16 protein-coding genes are annotated in these 19,036 nt (G+C 38.6%); 11 read left to right on the forward strand and 5 right to left on the reverse strand.

The genetic code is table 11. From position 1 onward, the window contains the following. The first annotated feature begins 33 nt into the window (after window positions 1–33). The 11 genes from C6H22_RS03790 (at window position 34) to C6H22_RS03840 (ending at window position 12,438) form a co-directional block, all read left to right on the forward strand. Entirely contained in the window at window positions 34–1,122 is a 1,089-nt protein-coding gene (locus tag C6H22_RS03790; RefSeq protein WP_104694009.1) for an NAD(P)-dependent alcohol dehydrogenase, read from the forward strand. 205 nt (window positions 1,123–1,327) lie between these two features. Further along, complete coding sequence (locus C6H22_RS03795) at window positions 1,328–3,535, forward strand: NADP-dependent isocitrate dehydrogenase (protein WP_104694010.1); 2,208 nt, start codon at window positions 1,328–1,330, stop codon at window positions 3,533–3,535. Window positions 3,536–3,562: 27 nt separating this feature from the next. Then, complete coding sequence (locus C6H22_RS03800) at window positions 3,563–4,291, forward strand: RluA family pseudouridine synthase (RefSeq protein WP_104694011.1); 729 nt, start codon at window positions 3,563–3,565, stop codon at window positions 4,289–4,291. 339 nt (window positions 4,292–4,630) lie between these two features. Beyond that, entirely contained in the window at window positions 4,631–5,101 is a 471-nt protein-coding gene (locus C6H22_RS03805; RefSeq protein WP_233707021.1) for a hypothetical protein, read from the forward strand. Between the two features lies 1 nt (window position 5,102). Continuing rightward, window positions 5,103–5,975, forward strand: coding sequence for a prolipoprotein diacylglyceryl transferase (gene lgt, locus C6H22_RS03810; RefSeq protein WP_104694012.1), 873 nt, complete (start codon window positions 5,103–5,105; stop codon window positions 5,973–5,975). Beyond that, window positions 5,963–6,754 carry a 3-methyl-2-oxobutanoate hydroxymethyltransferase gene (gene panB, locus C6H22_RS03815; protein ID WP_104694013.1) on the forward strand — a complete coding sequence of 264 codons (792 nt, stop codon included), beginning with the start codon at window positions 5,963–5,965 and terminating at the stop codon, window positions 6,752–6,754. Before lgt ends, panB begins: the two co-directional genes overlap by 13 nt. Before the next feature lie 3 nt (window positions 6,755–6,757). After that, the gene (ruvB, locus tag C6H22_RS03820) at window positions 6,758–7,771 is read left to right on the forward strand and encodes a Holliday junction branch migration DNA helicase RuvB (protein WP_199769802.1); all 1,014 of its coding nucleotides are present in this window, start codon (window positions 6,758–6,760) and stop codon (window positions 7,769–7,771) included. A gap of 107 nt (window positions 7,772–7,878) precedes the next feature. Beyond that, a complete protein-coding gene (locus C6H22_RS03825; protein WP_104694014.1) occupies window positions 7,879–9,375 on the forward strand; it encodes a peptidylprolyl isomerase in 1,497 nt (498 codons plus the stop codon). A 12-nt stretch (window positions 9,376–9,387) separates the two neighbouring features. Beyond that, complete coding sequence (gene ftsA, locus C6H22_RS03830; protein ID WP_104694015.1) at window positions 9,388–10,800, forward strand: cell division protein FtsA; 1,413 nt, start codon at window positions 9,388–9,390, stop codon at window positions 10,798–10,800. A gap of 15 nt (window positions 10,801–10,815) precedes the next feature. After that, window positions 10,816–11,976, forward strand: a complete 1,161-nt coding sequence (ftsZ, locus tag C6H22_RS03835) for a cell division protein FtsZ (protein WP_158654614.1) — start codon at window positions 10,816–10,818, stop codon at window positions 11,974–11,976. Continuing rightward, window positions 11,977–12,438: a DUF4149 domain-containing protein gene (locus C6H22_RS03840; protein ID WP_104694017.1), complete on the forward strand. Its 462-nt coding sequence runs from the start codon at window positions 11,977–11,979 to the stop codon at window positions 12,436–12,438. A gap of 32 nt (window positions 12,439–12,470) precedes the next feature. Here C6H22_RS03840 and dxs read toward each other — a convergent pair whose 3' ends face one another. Genes dxs through hisC form a run of 5 tightly spaced genes read right to left on the reverse strand, consistent with a single transcriptional unit; the run spans window position 12,471 to window position 19,031 of the window. After that, a complete protein-coding gene (dxs, locus tag C6H22_RS03845; protein ID WP_104694018.1) occupies window positions 12,471–14,372 on the reverse strand; it encodes a 1-deoxy-D-xylulose-5-phosphate synthase in 1,902 nt (633 codons plus the stop codon). Further along, window positions 14,369–15,175 (reverse strand): flagellar assembly protein FliH, encoded by an 807-nt coding sequence (gene fliH / locus C6H22_RS03850; RefSeq protein ID WP_104694062.1) that lies wholly within the window; start codon window positions 15,173–15,175, stop codon window positions 14,369–14,371. Before fliH ends, dxs begins: the two co-directional genes overlap by 4 nt. Then, window positions 15,162–16,193: a flagellar motor switch protein FliG gene (fliG, locus tag C6H22_RS03855; protein WP_104694019.1), complete on the reverse strand. Its 1,032-nt coding sequence runs from the start codon at window positions 16,191–16,193 to the stop codon at window positions 15,162–15,164. The genes fliH and fliG overlap by 14 nt, the downstream gene beginning before the upstream one ends. A 14-nt stretch (window positions 16,194–16,207) precedes the next feature. Continuing rightward, window positions 16,208–17,920, reverse strand: a complete 1,713-nt coding sequence (gene fliF, locus C6H22_RS03860) for a flagellar basal-body MS-ring/collar protein FliF (protein ID WP_104694020.1) — start codon at window positions 17,918–17,920, stop codon at window positions 16,208–16,210. 19 nt (window positions 17,921–17,939) lie between these two features. Then, on the reverse strand, window positions 17,940–19,031 hold the full coding sequence (gene hisC / locus C6H22_RS03865; protein WP_104694021.1) for a histidinol-phosphate transaminase: 1,092 nt from the start codon (window positions 19,029–19,031) through the stop codon (window positions 17,940–17,942). Window positions 19,032–19,036: the final 5 nt, after the last annotated feature.

Genomic DNA, 19,036 nt, shown 5'->3' on the forward strand with positions numbered 1-19,036 from the left:
ATTACATTTTTATTTTTTATCTAAGGAGATGAGATGTTATTAGATTCAAACCTCAATGAAATCAAAGAAGGCAAAAGAATCACCGCTAAAGGGTATGCGGTGCAACATAAAGATGATACCTTCAAACCTTTTGAATTTTCTCGCCATACTTTGGGAGAAAGTGACATTTTAATCGAGATTTTGTATGCTGGAATCTGCCATAGCGATATCCACTCTGCACGCAGTGAATGGCACAATGGAATCTATCCTATGGTGCCAGGACACGAAATAGCGGGGCGTGTTGTGGCAGTTGGTAGCAAGGTAAGTAAATTTAAAGTCGGAGATTATGCAGGGGTTGGATGTATGGTCAATTCTTGTGGGGAATGCGAAGCCTGTAAGGCAAGTAACGAGCAGTATTGCGAACGCGGTATGGTCGCTACTTATGACTGCAAAGATTATTGCCATAATAATGAGCCTACTTATGGTGGATACTCTAACAATATTGTAGTAAGTGAAAAGTTTGTCATAATGGTGCCACAAGATGCGCCACTTGAAAAGGTCGCACCATTGCTTTGTGCAGGGATTACTACTTACGCACCACTTAAATTTAGCAAGGTAAAGGCTGGAGATAAAGTTGCTGTAGCAGGGTTTGGTGGGCTTGGTATGATGGCGCTTAAATATGCTAAGCAAATGGGTGCTGAAGTTTTTATTTTTGCAAGAAACAAAAATAAAGAACAAGATGCCCTTAAACTCGGTGCTACAAAGCTATATGACACGACAGATCCTAAGATCGTTATAGAACGATTTGATCTTATTATTTCTACTATTCCTACGCCTTATGATATTACAGCATATCTCAAGCTCCTTAAGCTTGGTGGAGAAATGGGGATTGTTGGGCTCCCGCCTTCTGAAGTGGATCCAAAAATTGGAGCGCAAGGACTTATTTTTAATGCCCACAAAAAAGTGTATGGCTCACTCATTGGCAGTATAAAGGAAACCCAAGAAATGCTAGATTTTTCACTCAAGCACAAGATTTATCCAGAGACAGAAATTATCTCGGCAAACCAAATCAATGAGGCATATGAAAATCTCACAACAGGCAGGGCAAAATTCCGCTATGTCATCGATATGGCGACCTTATAATAAGGTGCTTAGCTTGTATGGTATCTTGCCTTGGGGCAAGATATTAAAACTCTAAGCTCAATTCTAAGCGATGTGTAAAAAGTAACACACACAATGCTTATAGGGCAAAAATCTTATGAAACTCTGTGTGAATTAGTCTAGTTTTTGTTATACTGTATGAGTTTTTAGCAAAACAATTAATCTCATTCTTGAAAGGAAGGTTGCGATGAAAATCACATATACACTCACAGATGAATCTCCAGCATTAGCGACATATTCGTTTTTGCCTATTGTTAAGGCATTTTTGAGTAAGGCAGATATCGATGTAGAGACTTCAGATATTTCTCTCTCTGCACGCGTGCTTGCACAATTTTCAGATCGCCTCAAGCCAGAGCAACGACTCCCAGATGCGTTGGCATCACTGGGTGAGCTTGTGAATCAAGCAGAGGCAAACTTGATAAAAACTCCAAATATTTCTGCATCAATTCCTCAACTTAAAGCCACGATTAAAGAGCTTCAAGAAAAGGGCTATAATGTACCAAATTTCCCTGATGAACCAAAGACACAAGAAGAGCAAGATATTAAACAAGCATATCAAAAAGTGTTGGGTTCAGCAGTGAATCCAGTTTTGCGACAAGGGAATTCTGATAGACGTTGCACAAAAGCCGTCAAAGAATACGCAAAGAAAAATCCTTATAAGGTCGTGCCATTTGATAAAAATAGCAAAAGTCGGGTTGCCTATATGGGTGAGGGCGATTTTTTTGCTAATGAACAAGCAGTCCTTATCACAGAGCCTACAAGTGTAAAAATTGAATTTATCGATGAAAATGGCAAAATGCAGGTGTTAAAAAGTGCCCTAAAATTGGAACAAAATGAAATTTTAGATGCAACATTTATGGATGTAGAAAAACTAGAAGAGTTTTATGAAGAGCAGATACATTATGCTAAAAAAGAGAATATTTTGTTTTCTCTTCACTTAAAAGCTACGATGATGAAGGTAAGCGATCCTGTGATTTTTGGACATGCATTGCAAGTGTATTTTAAAGATCTCTTTGCGGAGTTTGGCGATGAGTTTCAAAAGCTTGGCGTGAATCCAAATAACGGACTTTCTGAACTGCTTAGCAAGATAGAATCTTCAAGCAAAAAAGATGCAATTTTGCAAAAATATCGTGAGATTCTAGCTACTAGAGCACCTATTTCCATGGTAGATTCACAAAAGGGCATTACAAACCTTCATGTCCCTAGTGATGTGATTGTTGATGCCTCTATGCCAGCAATGCTAAAAAATGGTGCAAGACTTTGGGATAAAGATGGCAAAGAATGTGATACAAATGCGTGTATTCCAGACAAGACATATGCGACAATTTATGAAGCAGTGATAGAAGACTTGCGCAAAAATGGCACACTTGATCCAAGAGTATTGGGAAGTGTCTCAAATGTGGGTCTTATGGCGAAAAAAGCTCAAGAATATGGCTCACACGATAAGACTTTTATTGCATCAAGCAATGGAGTATTTAGAATTGTTGATGAACGCACAAATTCTGTGTTGTTGGAGCATAAGGTGCAAGTGGGGGATGTTTATCGTGCCAACCAAGTTAAATACGATGCGGTGCTAAATTGGATTGATTTAGGAATACAGAGAGCAGACATTACAGGTGCTAAAGCAATCTTTTGGCTTGATGAAAAGCGTCCAAGCAATAAAATTATGATAAATCTTGTCAAGGCGCGTTTGCAAGAGTGTGGTAAAGATATAGAAATTTTAGCACCAAAACAAGCATGTCTTAAAAGCCTTGAGCTTATTAGGGCTGGAAAAGATGCGATTTCTATTACAGGTAATGTATTGCGCGATTACCTTACAGATCTATTCCCAATTTTGGAGCTTGGCACAAGTGCTAAAATGCTTTCAGTAGTGCCTATGCTCAAAGGTGGTGCGATGTTTGAAACTGGTGCTGGTGGATCTGCACCAAAACAAGTAAGCCAACTTATAGAAGAAAACCATTTGCGTTGGGATAGCTTGGGTGAATTTTTGGCATTACAAGCAAGCCTTGAGTTTTTTGCACAAAAAACTGGTAATGCTAAGGCACAGATTCTAGCAGACTGCCTTGATGAAGCGATTGCAAAATGGCTTGACAATAATAAAGCCCCTTCTCGCAAAGTCAAAGAAGATGATAATCGCACAAGCCATTTTTATCTTGCGTTGTATTTTGCACAAGCACTTGGTGCACAAACAAAAGATAGCAATTTAGGTGCATTTTTTACCCCTATCGCACAAGATCTCAACCAAAATGAATCTAAGATTCATCAAGAGTTTATTGATGCACAGGGAGTTTCTGTAGATTTGGGCGGATATTATAAATTTGATGATGCCAAAGTACAGAGTGTGATGTGTTCTAGCGCTACATTTAATGCGATTTTAGCGAAAATACAAGCGTAATGCAGAGAGGGTTTGGTAGAAGTTCTCATGCAAAAGGCTTATAAACTTCTGGCTACCCAAAAAAATCTTTCTCATAATCAAGCTAAAGCCCTGATTGATAAGGGGCTTGTGCTTGTCAATGGCAAGAAGCTTGCTCTTGCACGCACTGAGTTACCTCAAAATACGCACTTTAGTATTATGGAGATTCCAAAGCCACAAGTGCTTTTTATGAATAATGAGCTTTTGGCTATTGATAAGCCTGCATTTATAGAATCTTATGACCTACAAGCATATTATAAGGATGATGGGTGGGTGTTGCTTCATAGACTTGATAAAGAGACAAGCGGTGTTATTTTGCTTACCAAAGACGGAAATGTATTTAGTAAAAAAGCCAAGGAAGCTTTTAAACGGCGCGAGGTGTATAAAGAATATCGATCCGTGGTGAGTGGGATTATCCCAGAACCTCTTAGTATTAATAAACCCATAACCACGATAAAAAAAGGATTTGCGCGATCTCGCGTTGATAAACATGGTTTAGAAGCACTTACGCACATTAAGCCCTTAGGCGTGGTTGGTAAAAAGACATTGCTTGAAGTTGTGATTGCTACTGGTAGAACACATCAGATTCGCGTGCATTTAAGCTCCATAGATCATCCGATTGTGGGCGATAGTGTGTATGGTGGCATATCGGCTCGGCGATTACTTTTACACGCGCATAAAATACGCTTATTGCAGTATGAGATCATATCGCCATTGCCAAAAGAATTTATCCTATAAGATTTTACTCTTTGTGTTATTACCTTGTCTTTAAACCTAGTTTTACAGGTGTCGATCGTGTGCAAGATAGACTAGAGCGTTTATGGCGTATAGATTCTCACAACACAAGAAATGATACAAAACACATTCTTACGCCTACGCAACAAGAAGAGTTTTTGCTCGCTATTTTTGAGTTGGGAAGTAATATTTTAGAGCATAATTTTTATCATTATAAATTGAGTGAATCTACCAAATATCGCTATTTGCACAATGTAAAATTTTTGGCTAGACGCAAAATTGTGTGTAAGATTATGCCGACAAAAGTGGATTTTTTGTTCAGCCCAAAATATCTATGCAGTTTTGATAAATCCTCAAAGTATGCAAATGGCAGGGGAATGCGTCTTATTTTTAGATTTTCTAAAGTATCTCTTGCTAGAATCTCGCGCAAAGTTTGTCTTAGAATATCATATGGAGCAGATGGTGGAGATTTTAAAGATAGCCTTACAAGATGGCATACAAGCGTTAAAAGTCGTAGGCAAAATCAAGACATATACCACCTTTTTAGATTTCAAGCAAGAGCTAGAATACTATATCCAAGCTTTTCACAATAATGACAAAGAGGGTAAATATGCCTTGCAGGGCGATGTATTTAGAATCTATTTTGTGCGAGCCCATCCACTTAATTCTTATGTATTAGGCTATTTATGCAAGTTGCATATTTATGATAAATTTCCTATTGAAGTGATTGTTGATACATTTCGTATGTTTGCATTTTTTGAGGATTTGGACTTAGTTGATGTATTTAGCATCAAGATAAAAGAGGAGGAGTGAGTTGGAAGAGTGGAGTGCGTGGAATCTATTCTACACATACTTTGATCCTATCGCATTTGAGATTTTTGGATTTAAGGTGCATTGGTATGGATTATGCTATGTTGTGGCATTACTTCTTGCGCTGTTTATTGCTTCATTTTTACTCAAACGTTTTAAGAAACGATTTGATATAGAATCTAAATATTTAGAGAGTTATTTTTTGTGGGCAGAGCTTGGTGTGATTGTGGGTGCTAGGATTGGGTATTTGTTTATTTATGGTGATAGTGTGTATTATCTTATGCACCCTTGGCAGATTTTTAATCCTTTTAATGCACAAGGCGAATTTGTAGGGATTGCAGGATTTAGCTATCATGGCGGTGTCATTGGATTTTTGCTTGTCACGATACTTTTTTGTGTGATTAAACAACAACCTATTTTGCGTTATCTTGATCTTGCGACATTTTCAATACCTCTAGCCTATGTGCTTGGAAGAATTGGGAATTTTTTAAATCACGAGCTTTTTGGGCGTGTGATAGATTCAGATTCGGCATTCGCATTTTTGGGTGTTTTAGTCGATGGGGAATTACGCTACCCTAGTCAGCTTTTTGAGGCATTTTTGGAAGGCATTGTGGTATTTGTGTTAATGGCTGTTGCCTTTAGATTCTGTAAAAAAGATGGGTATTTGAGTGTGGTGTATGGATTGGGGTATGCATTGGCACGTTTTGTGTGTGAGTTTTTTAGGGAAGCAGATTCACAAATGGGCTATTATGGATCTTTGGGGCTTTCTATGGGACAGATTCTTAGTATTATAATGTTTATAGGTACAGGAGTATTGTTTTTTGTTATATATACTCAAACAAGCTCGAATCCAAGGAGGAAACAATGCAAAAAATAACACTCCCAACATTTAAAAACTACAAGAAAAATGCTCAAAAAATTGTCGCTATTACCGCTTATGATGCCTTAATGGCAGGGATTTTTGATGAATATGCGGATATGATTTTAGTAGGGGATAGTTTGCATATGAGTTTTAATGCCAGTAGTGATACACTTGGCATTAGTGTAGATTCTATGATTTATCACACACAAGCAGTGTGTGCTGGAGCTAAGCGAGCGCTTATTGTGGCAGATATGCCTTTTGGGAGTTATTATAACACCGATGAGGCACTAAAAAATGCCTTGAAATTTTACACACAAACGCGTTGTGATGCACTAAAACTTGAAGTGAATGCGGATAAATTAGGTATGATAGAATCTCTCATTAAAGAGGGCTTTGCGATTATGCCTCATATTGGATTAAAACCACAATCAGTGCGTGGTGAGGGTGGATACAAGATAAAGGGCAAAGATGCAAAAGAAGCAAGAGAGCTTATTGATCTTGCAAAAGAATTGGAGCGTGTAGGAGCGTTTGGGATTTTGCTAGAGGGCATAAAAAGTGAAGTCGCAACTACTATTGCGCAACAAGTCAGTGTGCCAGTGATTGGGATAGGATCTGGTGTAGAGTGTGATGGACAGATTCTCGTGTGGAGTGATGTTTTTGGATTTTTTAATGAATTTAAACCCAAATTTGTGCGTTATTATGCAAATGGCAGAGAATTTTTAAGCCAAGCTATGAAGCACTATGCCGATGATGTGCGCTCAAAGGCATTTCCAAATGATGAGGAAAGTTATTAAGGTATGGAAAAATTACATATTGATCGCATTGTGGAAGTTCAAAGTATAGATTTTGAAGATAACGAAACAAGTTTGCGTCCTAGTGCGTGGGAAGAATACATCGGACAAGAAAATATCAAGAAAAACTTGCAAGTATTTATCCAAGCAGCAAAATTGCGTAATGATTGTTTAGATCATATTTTGTTTTTTGGACCTCCAGGATTGGGAAAAACTACTCTAAGCCATATCATTGCCCAACAAATGGGTGCTAATATCAAAGTCTCTGCTGCGCCCATGATAGAAAAAACCGGCGATTTGGCGGCGATTTTGACAAATCTAAGCGATGGGGATATTTTGTTTATCGATGAAATTCATCGCTTAAGCCCTGCGATAGAAGAGATTCTCTATCCAGCTATGGAGGATTTTAGGCTTGATATCATCATCGGTTCAGGACCTGCTGCTCAAACGCTTAAGATCGATTTACCCAAATTCACGCTTATTGGCGCTACTACTCGTGCAGGTATGCTTTCAAACCCTTTGCGTGATAGGTTTGGTATGAATTTTAGAATGGAGTTTTATTCCACACAAGAGCTTGATAATATCGTGCAAATAGCAAGTAATAAGTTGAATGCACGCATAGATTCTGCAGCAAGCAAAGAGATTGCCAAGCGCTCTCGTGGCACGCCAAGGATTGCACTACGATTATTGCGACGCGTGCGAGATTATGCGCAAGTGGCACAAGAAGCAAGTATTAGCGCCACATGCACGCATTATGCACTAGAACAATTAGGTGTGAATGAATTGGGGTTTGATAGTTTGGATTTGCGCTATCTAGGACTTTTGGCTGAAAATCGAGGAAAGCCAATGGGTCTTAGTGCACTTTCTGCGGCACTTAGCGAAGATCAGGGGACAATTGAAGATGTTATTGAGCCCTATTTATTGGCAAATGGCTATCTTGAGCGCACAGCCCGAGGTAGGATTGCTACACATAAGACATATGAACTCTTGAAATTCCCTCAACCAAATATGCTTTTTTAATATTTCTTGCTAAGAAAATGTGTCATATAATCGAATTTAAAGTGTCTTTAGGTTAGAATTAGCCTCTTTAAACTTTTTGATATTTTTAATTTCTAAGGTTTTGTGTAATGATAACATGGATGCAAAGACATAAAAAATGGCTTGTGATTACAATTTGGATTAGTGCAATTGCTTTCATTGGTGCTGGTGCGATCTCGTGGGGAGGTGGCGGATTTAGCTTTAATGCTGATAGAGCTGCTAAGGTTGGAGATATAAAGATTAGTATGAATGAGTATTACACACAATACCAAGCACTCTATAATGAGCAGATGCAACGATCTCAAGGTGATTTTGATGAGGCGCGTGCAAAGGCTATGGGATTGCCTATACAGGCATTGCAAAAACTTGTCGCTCAAGCTCAATTACGAGCTTTTGGTGAGGATTTGGGTTTGCAGGTGAGCGATGAAGAAGTATTTGAACTTTTGCGTCATACAGAGGCTTTTATGGTAGATGGTGTATTTAATGATGAGGTATATAAAAATGCCGTGCGTTCAATGGGGTTGCGTACAGATAATTACGAAGAACAACTCAAAAATGATATATTAGCCCAAAAGGTATTTTATGGGTTTTTGTCTATGGTAGATCCGACATCCAAGACAGAAGAGTTAAGTTTGGCGCTTCCTATGGGAATACAAGATAGACTTGCAATACAAATCCTTGAAGCTCCAAAACTCACTATTAGTGATGCTGATATTAAAGCATATTGGGAAGAACACAGCACACAATGGCGTAGTCCAGAAAAAATTCAGCTTGAATATATTAAGGTATTAGCCAAAAATCAGTCTGTAAGTGATGAAGAGATACAAAAGCGTTATGAGACTAGTAAGGGAATGTTTGCAGATGAAAATGGCAATATACCACCTTTTGAATCTATTCAAGAAGAAATCGTGGATTTAGAGCGCAAAGATCAGGCTTGGAAAGGCGCAAGTAGAAGCTATGCACTCTTTAAAGATGGAGAGCTAAAAGGAGAGGTCGTAGAGATCGCGCTTATTAATGAGGATTTTATACAAGCACAAGGTGTCATCTTAAATACTCAGGCTATAAAGACACTTAAAGATTCTCCGCAGGGACAAACTCTAAAGCCTATTGAGCAAGATGATGGCTATGTGATCATAAAGATTCTTAGCAAAACTCCAGCGCAACCAAAGGCATATGAAGAAGCAAGAGATGAAGCCAAAGCCCAACTTCTAGTTCATAAACAAGCAGAGCTTTTACAAGAGAGTGCGAAAAAGCAGCTTGAAACCTTTAAGGGTGTGGATATAGGGTTTTGGTCTTTAGATTCTCTTTCCCAAGATAAAATTGAGCGCATCTCTAAGCTTGGACTTAACGCAATGGAATTTATGGAAGTGTTAGGGCAGATTTTTCACTCAGAATCTAAGAGTGGATTTATTCCATTAGGACAAAAAATGCTTTTATATAAGATCACTGATCAAAAACTTGAAAAACCAAATGCCACAGAATTACATTCAATGAGTGCATACTTTAAGCAGCAAGTATATATGATACTTTTTGGTGAGTATCTCAACAGGCATTATCCACCAAAAATTTTTATGGATCTTGATTAATGAGGAGCATATATGCAAGAAGATCTTAATCCTAATAACACTACTTTAGCCATCGACATTGGCTCAAGCAAGATTCATGTGCTTATCGCAGAAACTATCGGTGATGCTCCTCGTGTGATAGGTTGGAGCACGTGTGAATCCCAGGGAGTGCAAAAAGGCATTGTTACAAATATTGAGCAAGTGAGCGTAAACTTACGACAAGCCATAAGAGATGCGACAAATATGGCAGGCATCAAAGCCAAAAAAGCGATTGTATCTATTTCTGGAGCCCATGTAGAATATACTTCCTCAAGTGCTGTGGCTAATATTCCAGAACGCGCTGAGATTCAGATTCGTGATATTGAACGCCTTATGCAAGCTTGTGTATATAATGCATCCTTAAAAAAGGAATATGTGCCCATCCATGTGTTACCTTATAAGTTTTCAGTTAGGGATTATAAAGTTCCTATTGAAGACCCACTTTTTATGAATGCCGATAACCTTGAATGTCATGCATATATTGTGATGGCAAAAAAATCTATTGTAGAAAATCTCAAAAAGATTCTCACAAAGTGCGAAGTTGAAGTAGAAGATATTGTGCTTAGTTCTTATGCATCTTCTATAGCTGTGCTTACACCAGAGGAACGCAGACAAGGTACGGTATGTATTGATATTGGAGCACAAACTTGTGATCTGATGATTTATAGTGGTGCGTCAATGTGTTATGGGAGTTATTTCCCTGTAGGTTCTGCACATATTACTTCAGATATTGCTAGAGTGCTTGGTATTTCGCGTGATGTGGCAGAAAAGCTCAAGGTTGAATATGTTGATATGATTGTGCAAGAGGGCGATGCACAAAGAGGACTTAATATTTCTTCTAAAGATGCCGAGAACAAAACTATTCCTGTTACGACATTACACAAGATTACAGAAGCTAGGGTGCGTGAAACACTTGATGTATTGGCAGGTATTATTGAAAATAGTGGCATGCGAGATCAGATTGGTGGGGGTGTGGTGCTTACTGGTGGTATGACAAAACTCAAAAATCTTGAGCAATATTTACACCAAGCATGTGTTATGCATCCATTGCCAGTAAGGATAGCTATTCCAACTGGAGTAAATGGGGGATTTGAGATCCTAAAAGATCCTGAAATGGCGACAGCAGTTGGACTTGTATTGTATGCGTCAGGGTATTTTACAAATTACGAATTGACAATGCAAAATACGATAAAAATGCGCAAAAGTCATGGTATGCAACCTACTATACAAAGCTTGTCAAGTGGATTTCAAGAGGGGAATGTGCAAGACTTGCAGATAAAAAAACAAGTTTTACCTATGCAACCTAAACAAAAAACACAAAATACCGATGTAGAGGGAAGTGGTGTCAAAGTTGGGGGTGATAATCTCTTGCAACGTGCTTGGAGATGGTTAAGCCAATTATTTTAATATGAGGATATGGTGATGGAGAGTAATATTTTAGATATACAAGAGCTTGGAAGTGATGTGATAACGAACGGACAGATAGGAAGTATCGCTGTCATTGGCGTAGGTGGTGGAGGCTGTAACACTATCAACTATCTTATTTCTCATGGTATACAGCAAGAAGTGACACTCATAGCCGCTAATACGGACGCTCAACATCTCAAACACAATAAGGCGCACATTAAACTTCAGTTAGGTAAAAAAACTACCAATGGTTTGGGAGCTGGGACAAATCCTGAACAAGGAAAAAAAGCAGCCGTAGAAAGTGAAGAGGAGATACGCGAGCTACTCAAAAATTATGATATTATCTTTATTGCTACTGGTTTGGGTGGTGGAACAGGAACAGGAGCTGCACCCGTGATTGCTAAGATTATGCGTGAAACTGGGGCTTTGGTTATATCCATAGCTACTACACCCTTTAGATATGAGGGCAAAAGGCGTGCAAAAGTGGCAGAAGCAGGTAAGAAGGAACTTAAGGCAGAGAGTGATTGTATCATTATTATTCCCAATGATAGAATATCTTCAAAAGGTGGTATAGGCAACAGAGAGGCTATGGCAAAAGTTGATAGTGTGCTTGCCAATGCGGTTAAAGGATTGGCAAATATTATTCTTGGAGGTGATGGCGAGAGTAATATCAACATAGACTTTTCTGATGTCTCAGCTGTGATGAAAAGCAGAGGACTCGCAGTAATGGGTATGGGTGAAGCCCAAGGAGCTAATGCAGCCAATCAAGCCTTGAATAACGCACTATCTTCAGAGATGATGGGGAATGTCAATGTAACTAACGCACAAGGGATTCTTGTATGTTTGGAGATTCACCCTGATTATCCTAGAGAAGAGATGGAGGAAGTGCTTGATAGAATTGGTGAGTATGAAACCGATGAAACAATCTATAAGTGCGGAATCTATACCAATGAAAGTTTTTTAGATGATTTTGTGCGTATCACATTTATTGCTACAGGCTTTGCCGATGAGGTGGTAGAAGCATCTGTGGCACAAGAGAGTGTAGAGAATCTTAAAATGACTTCTTCTAGTGTTTCGCCCACTCATCAATCTAGAGAGATTCGTAGGGTTTCAGGAGATGGTATTACAGAAGTTCATTATGATATTCCAACTTTTATGCGTCAGGGGCAAGACTAAATGGCGTTTCGTGGCATAGATTCAGCATATTTGTTATTGCTTGGGGTGTGCGTGGGGGCAATGATTGCATGTGGCATTATGAGTGCACCCATAATCTTTCGAGCTGGCGAGATTTTGTCTATACCCATTAGCATAGAGCAAAGTGGTATTTTGATGGGGCTTATTTTTCAAAAGCTGTCAATGTTGCTTTATATTGTTGGTATAATCATTTTTGTCTTTGAACTTTTTGCAGCACGTCTTTTCCGAACCTCTGGGGTGTTGGTTATGTTGAGTGCTGGTGTGAGTATTATGATGATCTTGCTTTTTAACCTCTACTATATGCCTTATATTCTGAATACCACAGATACTCAAGCACCAGAGTTTGAATCTATGCATACCCAAAGTGTGATAGTTTTTAAAATCTTGGTTGTTAGTTTTGCAACACTCTTTGTTGCAAAATCTTTCAAACTTTTTAAATCTTAATTGTATACACTTTCAAGCTTAGAGTAGAATCTCTAAGCTATGTGATTTAGGATAGTTTGTGCAAGTGTTTGCACATCTAATCCCAAAGAATGCTCGACTATTTCACTTTTGCCATGAGGGACAAACATATCACGCACTTCAAAACTTGTAATTTTACTAATATGCTCTTTTGCCGGAGTTTGCATAAGTGATTCTATAATAGCACTTGCTACACCACCTAGATAATATGTATCGCTAAATACAAATGCATGTTTGTGTGTGCTAAGAAGCTGCGTAAGAAGCTGCGTATCAAGTGGCTTTACAAATCGTAAATCAAGGAGTGTTGGCATAAGTCCATTGTCTTCTAAGATTTTAGCACATTTCCATGCTCTACCAACACCATTGCCATACCCTATGAGCAAGATCTCTTTGCCATTTTGTAGAATTTCCGCTTTCCCCAAGCTAAATTCATTTTGTGCAAATGTGTTATTAGGAAGTATAAATGTATTGCGTGGGTAGCGAAATGCACTTGGAGCATAATCACAAGTAATGGCAAATTCTATGGCTTTGCAAAGGCTTGTATTATCGCGTGGTGCAAAAAGTATCATATTTGGGATAGCGCGCAAATATGTTATATCTAATAGCCCTTGATGTGTTTCGCCATCTTCGCCTACTATTCCAGCCCTATCAATTGCAAAGCGCACAGGCATACTCATAATGCTTACATCATGAATGATTTGATCAAATGCGCGTTGCAAAAAAGTAGAATAGATTGCAACAAATGGGATAAAACCCTCTTTTGCCATAGCCGCCATAGATGTAACTGCATGCTGTTCGGCTATAGCTACATCCCAAAAACGATTTGGATCATAGTCAATAAGCGCATCTAATCCAGTGCCAGATGGCATAGCTGCCGTAACTCCTGCGATTTTTGGATTATCTTTGGCAGCATGTAAAAGTGTGGCGCTAAAGGTTTGTGTAGGTGTTGGGGTAGTGCTAGGAGTCTTGATGCTTCTACCTGTTTGTATATCAAAAGGACCTACACCATGCCATTTTTCAAAATGCCCTTCAGCAATCTCATAACCCTTGCCTTTGGTGGTTTGTGCATGGATAATGACAGGTGTTTTTAGTTCTTTGGCTTTTTGCAAGGTAGAGATGATAAGCCCTAGATTATGTCCATCGATTGGTCCTATGTAATCTAGCCCTAATTCCTCAAAGAGTAAGCCAGGTGTGATAAGTTTAAACGATTCTTCTAATCTTTTGGCGAGATAGGAGGTAGATTCGGGCATGACGGAGAGTGCTTTTTTGATTTTGGTTCGTATGGATCGATAGGTAGGGGATGCAAACGCTTGTGAAAGATAATTGCTGATTGCCCCTATTGGTTTTGCGATACTCATCTCATTGTCATTGAGGATAATAATCACAGGATATTTTCGTGCGCCAAGTTCATTTAGTGCTTCGTATGCGAGACCTGCACTAAGTGCACCATCACCAATAAGTGCGATTGGGATACGAGAGGCATTTTGGAGCGCAAAGCTTTTGGCAGCCCCTACAGCAAGAGATATAGATGTCGAACTATGTCCAGCTATGAAATAATCATCGCTAGATTCTGTAGGATTGCAAAATCCACTAATTCCTCCAAATGTGCGCAAACTCTCAAACTCATTCCATCGTCCTGTGATGAGTTTGTGTGCATAGGCTTGGTGGCTCACATCAAAAATAAAAGGATTGCTTTTGCACTCAAAGGTATGATGCATTGCTACGATAAGTTCGACTGCACCCAAAGTTGAGCTTAAATGCCCACCATTTTTACTCACTGTGTGTAAAATCTTGGATCGAATTGCCTGCGTTAAGATTTCTAGTTCATCAAGACTCATTGTGTGGATAGATTTTTGCTCTAATAAAGCTTTGGCTGTTTGCTCAACTTCTTTAGGGGGTATAACGCTTGTATTCATAGCTCTCTCATATTTTCTAGGATGGATTGTTTCATATTTTTATAGCGTGTCATAATGCTTCCATCAAGATTGCCTTGATTGCTGATGATAACGACACCACCGGGTTTTAGTGCGTTATCGGAGAGAATAGTAATTTTTTGCATACCTTCTGGTTGTGCGCTTTCTAGCTGTTCTTTAAGATATAGATAGTCTTGTGGATTGACTTTGAGTGTAATGTCCGTAGCATCGATAATGGAGTGTAAAAGTTCTTTGGCAAGGGTAAGTGCGACTTTTTGACTATTTTCTTCTATTTCTTTGACAATGACTTCTTTAGCGATATCCACAGCTATAGCACTTAGTTCTTTTTCGAGGTTTTGGAGATGAGTTTGAGAATCTTTAAGGGCATTTTCTAGGGTGATGATAGAATCTACCAAGACTTTCTTTTGTGTATTGAGTTCGTCTTGTATTTCTGTTTTGATTTCTTCTTTCGCTTGATTGTAACCTTCTTTGTATGCCTCATCTTTAGCATTATTAAGTTGTTCTTGTACTTGACTTTGGGCTTTTTCAAACTGCAATTGTAATTTGGCTAACGAATCAGATAGTTCATCGCTTTTTTGCAAAAGTCTATCCACAAGTTCTTTTTCTAAGCTTGGTATTTTTGGTGGCTGCTCTATGGGCGCAATCTCTTGCACGACTGGTGTTGGTGCCATTTCTTGTGGTGTCGTATCATCATATTGTGTGATGGATTTAAACTCATACTTGCTAATCTTATGGTTACGTGCACTTTGTGTGCCAATGATATTTTCTTGATTAAACAATGACATCATCCTGCTCGCCTAATTGAATTAGACCTTGTTCAGAGAGTGTTTGCACGACTTCGACAATTTTTCGTTGAGCATTTTCTACATCACGCACTTTAACTGCTCCAAGAAATTGCATTTCCTCGATAAATTGTTCGCTTGCCCTTTGACTCATATTTGCCATAAATTTTTGTTTGAGTTCATCATTAGCTGACTTGAGCGCAAGAGTAAGATCCTTCTTGTCGGCGATTTTTAGGATTTCTCTAATAGCGTTATTATCGAGTTTGTTGATATCCTCAAATGTAAACATCATCTCTTTAATTTCTGTAGCAAGTTGCTCATCAATTTGTTCAATGTGTGCAATAGTTGCTTTGGCTGCTTTTTGTCCTAATCTGTTAAACATTTCTGCCACAGAACGTGTTCCACCAACTTCTACTTTGTAGCTTGTAAGAGATTCTAGTTTGTTTTCAAGCACTGCAGACACTCTTTTAACAACATTTGGCGAAATATCTCCAAGATTTGCCATTCTAATAGCCACTTCAGCGCGTAAATCATCAGAAAAATACCCTAAAGTCTCTGCTGCAGAGTTTGGATCCATGTGCGCAAGAATGAGAGCGATTGTTTGTGGATGTTCGTTGATAATAAAATCTGCGAGCTGTTGCGGACGTACTTTGGCAAGGTATGCAAAGTTTTTGGCAGATTGCATTGTTTTGGCAAGTTTGTCTAAAATTGCCTTGGCAGCCTCTGGTCCTAGTGCTTTGATAAGTAAATCTCTTGCATAATCCAAACCACCGGTGTTAATATATTGGTTAGATTGGAAAATGATATAAAATTCTTCTAAGATTGCTGCCCCTATACTTTTATCGGTATTACCAAGTTGTGCAATTTGTTTAGAAATTTCTGTAATAGAATCTATATCGAGGTGGCGAAATATATCACTAGTGATTTCATCACCTAATTGTATGAGTAAAATTGCAATTTTTTCTGACATAGAGAGTTCATCATATTGTGCTCTTTGTCGTGGTGTGAGATTAATCGCCATATTATATCCTTACTCTATGAAGCATTATTTATTTCTATTTCATCTTTGATGAGTGTTTGAAAAAGCGAGGCAACTTCCTCAGGTTTTTCAGCAATGATACTACGCATACGCTCTAAAATAACTTCATATTTTACTTCATCTTCGTTAAACCCGCCACCAAGACCTAACTGATCTTCTACGCGTTTGCGTAGCTCACTAAAGCGATTGAGATCTTCATCATCATCTTCTTCAAGACGTAAGAGGGATTCTACCTCATCATCATCTTCTTCTTGCACTTCAAGCATACGCTCGGCAAATGGTGTAACGATTTTTTTGTAAAAGATAAAGAGTACAATAGCCACAATAAAGTATTTGATAAGAGGCAAGAATGGACCTAAGTATTTTTCGATATTTTCCGAAAAGCTTTCCCAAGAATCCTTAGGTCGATAATTGGCTGTAGCAGCATTTAGTTCAAAGTTCGAAACCTTAACAAAATCTCCCCTATCCTCATTAAAGGATATAACGCCTTTGACAATATCCTCTATTTCTTTTAAATCACGCTCACTTCGCGGCACATATTCCAAACGCCTGTTTCCATCTTCATTGGTTACTTCGCGATATGTCCCATCGATGACCACACCTGTACTTATGCGTTTAAGTGTCCCAATAGGTCCTTTGATTTCACTTACTGTTCGATCTACGACATAGTTTGTGGCTTCATCGGTTTTATGTTTTTCATTCATGATAGTATTATCATCAAGTCCTTGGACAGGTCCTATATTGCTTACTACACCCGGGACACCACCTATTGGAGCTTCACGAATACCCTTTTCGTGCTCTTCGATATTTCGTTGCGCAGCAACGACATTGTTGCCAAAAAGTTCTTGTGTTTGTTTGACCTGACTAAAATCAAATTCCATACTTACTTGCGCACGGACTCTGTTTTCATCACCTACAATAGCCTTAAGTGCCTCGATGATTTTGCGTTCATAATTTTTCTCAATATTCATTTGATATTTGCGTTGCTGTTCGGCAAGTTTTATCATGCCCGATGGTTCGCTAAATTCATTGAGTTCACCGAGTAAATCCCCATCTTGATTGATGATTTTTACTCTATCTGGCGTGAGGTTAGTTACCGCAGCAGCCACAAGATTTTTGATACCAATGGTTTGTGCCTGGGTGAGATCCATGCCCTGCCGTAGTTGAATCTTAACCGATGCGGTGGGTGGAATGTTTTGCTTGCTAAATACGGACTTTTCTGCTGGAGCAATAAGGACACTCGCGCTCTCAATAGCCGTAATGCTTTCGATAGTTTTTGTGAGTTCGCCCTCTACAGCAAGTTGGTATTTTGTTTGTTCCCTAAAGTCTGTATCACCAAGATTCTGATTTTCGATAAAGTCGCTAAACCCTATTTTTTTCCCTTGTTTTGGGATCCCTAAAGAGGCGAGGTTAATGCGTTGCTCATAGACCTTGTCGCTAGGGATAAGGATTGTATTATCTGTAGGAATTTTATATGGAATCTTGTTTTGTTGGAGGTTTTGTAAAATAAGCGCACTATCTGCAGGATCCACACCATTAAATAGCACAGAATAGCCTTCATATTCATTTTTTGAATCCACTCTAAAAAGCACAAGATAGGTAACAAATGATATGAGAATAACAATCGTAGCAAGAATAATAATGCGCTGTTTTTTGTTAATACGCCCAAGTATTTTTGAAACTTGTTCTAAAATTAACTGCAGATTCAAATGATTCTCCTAATTTTTGTCACTGCTCTAGATATTGTTGTATAAACGCAAGCACACGCGTATTTTGCTCTTTTGTGCCAATAGTGATTCTAAAAGCATTAAGTCCGTAACTAGTTAGATCGCGCACAATAATCCCACGCTCCAAAAGCCATTGGCAACATTTGCTACTTTGAATTTTGTCGCTGTGATAGGTAATAAAATTTGTATACGAAGGGATATACCTAATAGCGTGATCTTTTGCAAACTCTTCATAGCGTGCCATTTCCTCGAAATTTTTCTGTATGCAAGAGTGGATAAAATCTTGATCTCTAAGGGCTTGGATTGCTACTTGCAAACTTAGTGTTGTAATATTAAATGGTGGTCGCACTTTATGTAAGGCGGTAGTAATATCTTTTTGTGCTATACCATATCCTACACGCATGCCACCCAATCCATAGGCTTTGGAAAAAGTCCCTAGATAAATGACATTTGGGTATGTAGCAATAAAATGTGATGGATTAATGCTTCTGGCACTATCTTTGTAGGTGGCATATTCTTGATATGCTCCGTCGATGACTACAAGTGTATCAGGGCTGATTTGCGCGATAAAATCCTCTATTTGCTTAGATTCTAGACATTCTCCTAGTGGATTGTTAGGCACACACAAAAAGATAATATCTGGCTTATGTGTTTGGTAGGATTCTAAAAATTGTGCAAGATTATGAGCATTATCAGGTGTTTTGATGACTTCTGCACCATAAAGCTTGGCATAGATTCCATACATTGCAAAGGTTACTCCTGCATGCAAGATTTTAAGCCCTTCTTTATATAGTGCGTGGATACAAAATTCAATAATCTGATCGCTCCCAGATCCGATAATGATATTTTGAGAATCTACACCATAATGCGTAGCTAAGCCATCTTTTAACTCATAATATGAATCATCAGGGTAAAGACTCATAGTCTCAAGTTGTATGGATTGTAAGACTTTTGGGGAAGTGCCATATGGATTTTCATTACTTGCAAGTTTGATAATATCTTCACGCTTTATGCCATATTCACGCACCACTAATTCTATAGGTTTTCCAGCTTCATAAGGGGTGATATGTTGCAATACGCGATTAAAGTGCATAATAC

Origin of the sequence: Helicobacter equorum, assembly GCF_900198655.1 — a bacterium.
Lineage (GTDB): Bacteria > Campylobacterota > Campylobacteria > Campylobacterales > Helicobacteraceae > Helicobacter_F > Helicobacter_F equorum.